The sequence below is a fragment of the Hymenobacter rubidus genome (assembly GCF_016734815.1).
Taxonomy (GTDB): Bacteria; Bacteroidota; Bacteroidia; order Cytophagales; family Hymenobacteraceae; genus Hymenobacter; species Hymenobacter rubidus.
Genome location: NZ_JAERQF010000065.1, coordinates 1 through 7,240, shown reverse-complemented (window position 1 = coordinate 7,240; position 7,240 = coordinate 1). Strand labels below are relative to the sequence as shown.

Below are 7,240 nucleotides of genomic sequence, written 5' to 3'. Positions count from 1 at the left end.
CTTCATGACCCCAACCGAGTTCCGTCAAGCCGCCTAACCTCTACTTTTCGCTGGCCTACCTGACGGGGAAGCGTACACTTCGACAAGCTCAGCATGACGGGCTATGATTTTTAATTACCCCAAACTGCATATCATTCGTCGAGCTTGTCCTTCACCGACCGGGCCCCGCGTAGGGTGTGAAACTCGCCCTGGAAGCTGCGAATGCGCACCCGCTCTTCGAGTGGTAGCTCGGTGCGCACCTGCTCGTAGCGCTGGTTGAGGCGGGCGAGTACTTGGCCGGCGGCGTCCCACTGCGGGTAGCTCCACTGGCGGCGCTCGTCGCGCGTGGTGCCGATGAACCGTTCGTAGAAGTTGGGGAGCTGGTCGGCGCTGGTTTGGGCCAGGTTTACATCGGTTTGCAGCAGGTGCTGTTGCACGGGGTCGGAAGCGGGGGCCTGGCGGCGAGCGGCGGTGGCGGTGCGGGCATGGGCTGCCGAGGCGCCGGACGGACGGGCCCCGGTAAGTTCGCTGCGCCGGAGCAACTCGGCCTGGGTGGTTTGGGCAGAAGCGGCGAGGGGCAGGCTGGCGACAAGGGCCAGTCCGAGCAAGGCAGTTTTCATAAACAGGCAATAGAAAAATGAAAGACTGCTGCATTTAACGCAAGGCGCGCGCCAACCGTATGGAAGCAGGCGGGCGGATTTCAGTTTTTTCGCCGCAATTTCGCGTTTTGCCGCTTATGACTTCTGACGCCCAACTCGCGCCGCCGCGCATCGAGCGTGCCACGCTCAAGGACATTCCCACCATTATTCAGCTGGCCGAGGCTACCTGGCAACCCACGTACCGCTTCATCATCTCGGAAGAGCAACTGGAGTACATGTACCGGGTGATATACTCGCCGGCCGCCCTCAAGCGGCAGATGGCCGAGCAGCAGCACCAGTTCCTGCTGGCGTATGTGGAGGGCGAGCCGGCGGGTTTCGCCTCCTTCAGCCCCCTGCCGGCCGCTGGCGATAATGGCGCTGCCGGCTACAAGCTGCACAAAATCTATGTACTGCCCACGCGGCAGGGCCAGGGCCTGGGCGTGCACCTCATCGAGGCCGTGGAAAACGCGGCCCGCACCGCCGGCGGCCGCTTTCTCGACCTGAACGTGAACCGCTACAACCCCGCCATTGCCTTCTACGAGCGGCGCGGCTTTGCCCGCCAGCGCGAGGTTGATGTGCCCATCGGGCCGTATTTTATGAACGACTACGTGATGAGAAAGGCGCTTTAATTAGGATACCAGAACGTCATGCTGAGCTTGTCGAAGCATCTCTACTGCCATAGTAAATGACTACGTTGCGCAGTAGAGATGCTTCGGCAAGCTCAGCATGACGTTCTTGCGGCCACCTAAACATTCAACCATCAACTATCAAAACCCTTCCCCAATGGCCACCAAACTCACCGTCCTTTCCAACGGCTCCCTCCGCGTCGAGGGCGAAGACATCGAACTCGTAGACGCCCAGGGCCAGCCCTACGGGCTGGGCGGTCGCCAGCGCATCAGCATCTGCCGCTGCGGGCTTTCCAAGCAGAAGCCTTTCTGCGACGGCTCGCACAAAGGCCATTTTGAGCACGACGCCACAGCGTTTGATTTGCCCGCGCCGAAGCCGGCCGTGTAGGTAATGGCTTCACCCGCAAAAAAGCCCGCTGACCGATTGGCCAGCGGGCTTTTTTGCGGGTGGTTGGCAATGTGGTTGAAGTAGGGTGCGCGGGTCGTACCCGAGAGGGCCTGCCCCGCCTGCCGTTCGCTCAAAGCCGCCGGTTCCGTTCCGTGACAGGCGGGGCAAGCCCCGCCCCTGCTCCACTAGGTGTGAGGCAATTTGGTCGCAATGCACCACGTATACGCCGTACCCCAGCGCAGCGCATGTTATTTGCGGGCCAGGGCCTCGTTGAGCAACGCGACCGTTTTTTCGCCTTCGCTGGGGCGCGGGGTTTCGTCGGCGGCTAGGCGGCCGTCGCGGCCGATGAGGAAGTAGGCCGGAATACCGTGCACCTGATACGCCTTGGGCGCGGGGGCGTCCCAACCCTTGTCGAGGGTGTGCACGCTGTTGGGGCTGCTGAGCGGGTGCGTGCTCAGGGCCTTTTTCCAGGCGTCTTCCTTGTCGTCAATCGACACGTAGAGGAACACCACGTCTTTGCCCTCGAACTGCTTTTTGAGGGCTACGCCGGCCGGCACCTCGGCCATGCAGGGGCCGCACCAGCTGGCCCAGAAGTCGAGGTACACCACTTTGCCTTTGTAGTCGGCCAGGCTCACGGTTTTGCCGCTGGCGTCGCGCACGGTGATGGCCGGGGCGTCTTTGCCGGCGGCCAGGGCCTGGCGGGCCAGTTTTTCCTGGGCCATGCGTTCCTCGCGCTTCTTGTCGATGGCGGGCTGGGCGGCGTACAGCGCCCGGACGCCCTGGGCCAGCGCAGAGTCGCGGTTGACCTGCCTGAAGGCCGGCAGCAGCGGCGCGGCGGCCGGAGCGCCCTTTTCGCTCAGCACTTGGTACACGTACTTGGCGCTGGCCAGGTCGCGGCTGGGCCCGTTGCCGAACTGCTGGCGCGTGGTGGCCAGGAGCTGTTCGCCGGTCAGGGGTTCGCCGGGGGCGACGAGCTTGTAGTACACGTAGGTTTCCAAAAACGTCAGGTACGCGTCGTTGTGGGTGCGCAGGGCCGAGTCCTGCGACGGACGCACGGCGGCCAGGAAGTCGTAGTAGGTGGCGGGCAGCGTGGGCACGTCCGTGGGCGTTGCTTCTTTGCGAATTTCCGGGTACGAAAACAGCGTATTGGCCCAGTCGAAGGCTGCCGTCTGCCGGGCGTAGGCGCGGAAAGCGGGCGTGAGGGGGTGGGCCTTGGCGTAGGTGCTCAGGAAAGCCAGGCGTTTCCGGCGGTAATCGTCGGCCAGCTGGCGCATGGCAGCGGGCGAGCTGGTTTTCACTTTGGTTAGTGGATTCCCCTCGGGGTCGGCATCAAATTTCAGCAGGTTTTGGGCCAGGTAGTTGCTGGGGTTGGCCCCCGTGCCAGTGTAGCGCACGCTTTCGTCGAAGCGCTCGGCGTCGAGGGACATGGTGAGGTTGTCGCCGGGCGTGAGGTAGAGGATGGTGTATTCCTGTCCGTGGCTGAAGGTGACGACCGTGGGCGTCTTCAGCTTCGGCAGCTCCACGCGGAAGTTGCCCTTGGCGTCGAGCTTGGCCTCGGCCACGCCGCGCGGCCCGCCCGTAATCTGGCCTTTTTCGTAGATGAGATGAACATCGGGGCCCTGCGGGTGGGTGATGTGGCCACTCAGTACCGTAGTGGCCTGGGCCGACCATACGCCGCTCAACGCCAGCGCGGGTAGCAGGCAGGTATAAAAGCTTTTCATGCGAACAGTAAAGGGATGAAGGGATTTGCAGAAATTCGATGGTCAAAGTAGTACAAAACCATAAAAAAACATAATCAAGTGTTTCTATTTTCTTCCTTACTTCCAAGGTGCCTGGCCGCCCGAAAGCCGTTTGAGCGCTCGACAGCAACGAAAAGCCCGCAGACCGATTGGCCAGCGGGCTTTTTTGCGGTTGGCTGTTTCCCCTACTCCACCACCAGGCGCTGGGCGTATTCGCCGCAGCGCACCACATACACCCCAGCGGGCAGGCCGCGCAGGTCCAGCGCGGCCTCAGCCGTGGCCGGGGCGGGGTAGCGGCGCACCACCCGGCCCAGCGCGTCGGTGAGCGTCAGCGGCAGGCGGGGGGCGCCGGCGGGCAGGCGCAGCGTGGCCGTGCCGTGCGCCGGGTTGGGGAAGAGGGCGGCGGGGGCGGCTTTCTGGGAAGTGGCGGTGGCCAGCGGGGCGTTGGGGTCGTAGATGCCGAAGTGGGCCATGACTTTGCTGATGTCACCCACGGCACTAAAGCTGCCGCCCGCGTAAAGCTTACTGTTTGGGGACAATGCTAAAGCAGAAACGGTACTGTTTGTTCCCGTGCCTAGGGGAGCCCACACCGAGCCGTTCCACTTGGCTACATTATTGGCTGCCGCTCCGCCGGCCTGGATGAACTTACCGCCCGCGTACACATCGCCATTACCGGCCACAGCTACTGCATAAATATTGCCGTACACACCAGTGCCCGTACCTGTACCCAGCGAACTCCAAGCCGAGCCGTTCCACTTCGCGATGCTATTGGCCGTTACTCCGCCGGCCAGCGTAAAATTGCTACCCGCGTATACGTCTCCGTTACCGGCTACTGCTAGTGCATAGACGGAGCCGTACACACCAACGGTGAGGCCCGTGCCGAGTGCGCTCCACGATGTGCCGTTCCACTTCGCTACGTTGTTCGCTGCCGCTCCGCCGGCCTGGGTGAAGTAGCCACCCGCGTACACATCCCCGTTGCCGGCCACCGCCAGCGCGTTTACGAAACCGTTCGTGCCCACATCCAATGTGCTCCACGCCGTGCCGTTCCACTTGGCTACAGCGTTGACTGCTAAACTGCCGGCGGTAAAAAATTCTCCACCTGCATACACATCTCCATTGCCAGCCACCGCCAGGGCAAAAACACGGCCGCTTACGCCTGTTCCCAGTGAACTCCAAGCCGAGCCGTTCCACTTTGCTACATTATTGGCTGTTGCCCCACCCGCTAGCGTAAAGTCTCCGCCCGCATATACGTCCCCGTTACCGGTCACCACAAGGGCATTGACAATGCCATTCGCCCCCGTAGAGCTAACCACGCCCGTGCCCAAGGGGCTCCAGGTTGCGCCATTCCACTTGGCGACGCCACTGGCCGCCACGCCGCCTGCCTGGGTGAAATAGCCGCCCGCGTACACGTCTCCGTTGCTCGCCACCGCCAGCGCTTGGACGTAGTTGTTCAAGCCATTGCCCGCCCCATTTCCCAAGGAACTCCACGCCGTGCCGTTCCACTTAGCCACTCGACTAACCGCTACCGCACCGGCCAGCGTGAAACTCCCGCCCGCGTACACGTCTCCATTGCCGGCAACTACCAGCGCACTGACGACGCCGTTCAAACCGTTGCCCACCCCGGTCCCCAAAGGGCTCCACGCCGTGCCATTCCACTTGGCTACGTAGTTGGCCGCTACATTGCCAACAGTTGTAAAGTCCCCGCCGATATACATATCGGTGCCCGACTGCACCACCGCGTAGACGGTGCCATCGGTTCCATTCGCCAACCCAAACCCACTCGCCCACCGCTCATCCCCGGCCCCCTTCGTGCCCGCCGGCCGGAACACCGGCCGCCCATCGGGCGCGGTGCCCATGCGGAACTGCCGGGCATCGAAGGAGCCGGTGGCGCCGGGGCGCAGGCTGCCGTCGGGGTTCAAGGCTTCTCGGAGGGGGCGGCCGGTGATGGGTGGGGTTGTAACTGGTGGTGTAGCAGCATTGACCGGAGTTTTCAGGCCAAGAAAGAGGAACAGCAGAAGCCAAAGAGATAGAAGTATTTTCATCGGGAAGCTAATTTGGGAAAGGAGTTAGTGATTCCTAAAAGTAGACCACTTTACACACTATTCCAATACGTTTCGGCTCATTTAGGCCCAGTATCTGCTTTTCTTACACCGGCTTAGCTCCGGCGCCCAGCGTCACCCACAGGTGCTGGCGCACGAGGTCGCCCATCGAATCACATTTCTCGAAGGCGCTGGAATGGTGGTAGCGGTTGAGGGCGGCTTTGAGCTGGTCGACTTTGCCCGCGGGGGCCAGCTCGTGGCGGCGCATCACGTCGAGCAGGGCCTTGAGGCGGTGGCGCTCGGCGCGGGCGCGGCGGGCCATGAGGGTGCGCTCCTCGGTTTGGTACTGGCGCACGGTTTCGGGGTTGAGCAGGCGGGCGCAGAGGTCGACCACCACAGCGTTGTCGGCAAAAAAGCGCGGCTGGTACATGATGCGGCGGCCGTCGTAGCTCTGCTGGTCGAAGTCGATGGCGCGCACGCGGTACTGCTCGTCCTCGAAGTCGGGGGTCACGTCGATGACGTAGTTGTAGGCCCGCATATCGCCCAGCAGCCGCACAAAGCAGCGCTCGTTGAACTTGACGAACTCCTTGGCAATGCGCACCTGGTTGATGGGCAAGGTGGTGGCCGACGTGAGGCGCAGCCGGATAAAATCGTCGCCCGGAATGCCGGCAATGTGCTCCTCAATCAGCGTGTCGCCGCTCACCAGAAAGTTCATCGAGTTGGGCGAGAGCAGGTGCTCCAGCTCCAACCCGTAAAGACGCGAGGCATCGGCCTGCTTCACGTAGAAGTAGTCGTAGTTGTCGTTGAGCTGGTTGACGATGCGGATGCGGAACGGGTGCGAATTCCCGAAGTGGCAGTAGTCGATGCGGTCGGCAATAAGGTGCTCGGTGAAGGACAAGTCGCCGCCCGTTTTCAGCAGCGCGTATACCTGGGCCAGGCCCTGGCTGAGCTCCAGCATGGCCTGAGGCTCGAAAAACACCGTTTCCCACAGGGTATCGCGCCCGGCCCGGTCCCGCAGCGGAAACGAGCCCGTGTAGCGCAGCAAGTCGGCATACAGCACCGGCAGCGGGGCCTCGCGGTCGTAGTCGCGCAGGTACTGGCGCAGCGCGGGCGTGAGCGGGTAGCTGGGCTTTTTGCGGGAGATGTCCATGGAAAAACGGAGTTACCGAGGAAAAAAGAACGTCCTGCTGGGCCGAGTTGAGGAAAAAAAGAACGGTCATGCTGAGCGCAGCCGAAGCATCTCTACCGCACAACTACTCCTGCCAATGAATTACTGCTGTGGTAGAGAGGCTTCGACTGCGCTCAGCAGGACTGTTCTGTTCTCAGCAGACGTTCTTTTGTCTCCTTATTCCTTACCCCGCCAGCTCGCTCACCAGCTCCACGTACTGCTGGCGGGCGGCGTCTTTGCTGAGGCCGCGCAGGCCATTCCAGGCGTCGTATTTGGCAATGGCCTTGAAGTCGAACCCGCCGGGCCGGTCGCCGCTGAGGTCGCCTTCGGTGGCTTGCTTGTAGAGGGCGTAGAGTTGGAGCAGCACCATGTTGGACGGCTTGGTGGGCAATTGCTGGGCGCGCTGGCTGGCAGCGTCAAATTCTTCCTGCGTAGTCATGAGTGGGTTTGGATTGGTGAGATGTGAGGGATGATGTGGAACGACAAAGAACGTCATGCTGAGCGCAGCCGAAGCATCTCTACCGCAATAGTAAAATAATTACTTGCACGGTAGAGATGCTTCGGCTGCGCTCAGCATGACCGTTTTTATTAAACCTTTCGCGAAGTGAAAAACGAAAGTAGTTGGTTAATCTTGCCGCATGAATGTTTCTCTCACCGACACGG

At 61.9% G+C, this 7,240-nt stretch carries 7 protein-coding genes; 2 read left to right on the top strand and 5 right to left on the bottom strand.

The features are described from left to right. Positions 1–131: 131 nt before the first annotated feature. Positions 132–599, bottom strand: a complete 468-nt coding sequence (locus JKL48_RS22635; protein WP_201987652.1) for a hypothetical protein — start codon at positions 597–599, stop codon at positions 132–134. 116 nt (positions 600–715) lie between these two features. Between JKL48_RS22635 and JKL48_RS22630 the strand changes: the two genes are divergently transcribed. After that, positions 716–1,246, top strand: coding sequence for a GNAT family N-acetyltransferase (locus tag JKL48_RS22630; RefSeq protein ID WP_201987651.1), 531 nt, complete (start codon positions 716–718; stop codon positions 1,244–1,246). 154 nt (positions 1,247–1,400) lie between these two features. Further along, positions 1,401–1,631, top strand: a complete 231-nt coding sequence (locus tag JKL48_RS22625) for a CDGSH iron-sulfur domain-containing protein (RefSeq protein ID WP_046243298.1) — start codon at positions 1,401–1,403, stop codon at positions 1,629–1,631. Positions 1,632–1,879: 248 nt separating this feature from the next. On the opposite strand, the gene JKL48_RS23680 is transcribed toward JKL48_RS22625, so the two are convergent. The 4 genes from JKL48_RS23680 to JKL48_RS22605 form a co-directional block, all read right to left on the bottom strand. Then, positions 1,880–3,352, bottom strand: coding sequence for a TlpA family protein disulfide reductase (locus JKL48_RS23680; RefSeq protein WP_317191987.1), 1,473 nt, complete (start codon positions 3,350–3,352; stop codon positions 1,880–1,882). A gap of 203 nt (positions 3,353–3,555) precedes the next feature. Further along, positions 3,556–5,289, bottom strand: a complete 1,734-nt coding sequence (locus tag JKL48_RS22615; protein WP_201987648.1) for a T9SS type A sorting domain-containing protein — start codon at positions 5,287–5,289, stop codon at positions 3,556–3,558. 226 nt (positions 5,290–5,515) lie between these two features. After that, positions 5,516–6,559 (bottom strand): hypothetical protein, encoded by a 1,044-nt coding sequence (locus JKL48_RS22610; protein ID WP_201987646.1) that lies wholly within the window; start codon positions 6,557–6,559, stop codon positions 5,516–5,518. A gap of 202 nt (positions 6,560–6,761) precedes the next feature. Further along, a complete protein-coding gene (locus tag JKL48_RS22605) occupies positions 6,762–7,016 on the bottom strand; it encodes an acyl-CoA-binding protein (protein ID WP_201987644.1) in 255 nt (84 codons plus the stop codon). Positions 7,017–7,240: the final 224 nt, after the last annotated feature.

What these genes read in the sequence shown, in the direction of transcription:
- JKL48_RS22605 (WP_201987644.1), bottom strand. Translation starts at nt 7,016, where the DNA reads ATGACTACGCAGGAAGAATTTGACGCTGCCAGCCAGCGCGCCCAGCAA.
- JKL48_RS22630 (WP_201987651.1), top strand. Translation starts at nt 716, where the DNA reads ATGACTTCTGACGCCCAACTCGCGCCGCCGCGCATCGAGCGTGCCACG.
- JKL48_RS23680 (WP_317191987.1), bottom strand. Translation starts at nt 3,352, where the DNA reads ATGAAAAGCTTTTATACCTGCCTGCTACCCGCGCTGGCGTTGAGCGGC.
- JKL48_RS22625 (WP_046243298.1), top strand. Translation starts at nt 1,401, where the DNA reads ATGGCCACCAAACTCACCGTCCTTTCCAACGGCTCCCTCCGCGTCGAG.
- JKL48_RS22610 (WP_201987646.1), bottom strand. Translation starts at nt 6,559, where the DNA reads ATGGACATCTCCCGCAAAAAGCCCAGCTACCCGCTCACGCCCGCGCTG.
- JKL48_RS22635 (WP_201987652.1), bottom strand. Translation starts at nt 599, where the DNA reads ATGAAAACTGCCTTGCTCGGACTGGCCCTTGTCGCCAGCCTGCCCCTC.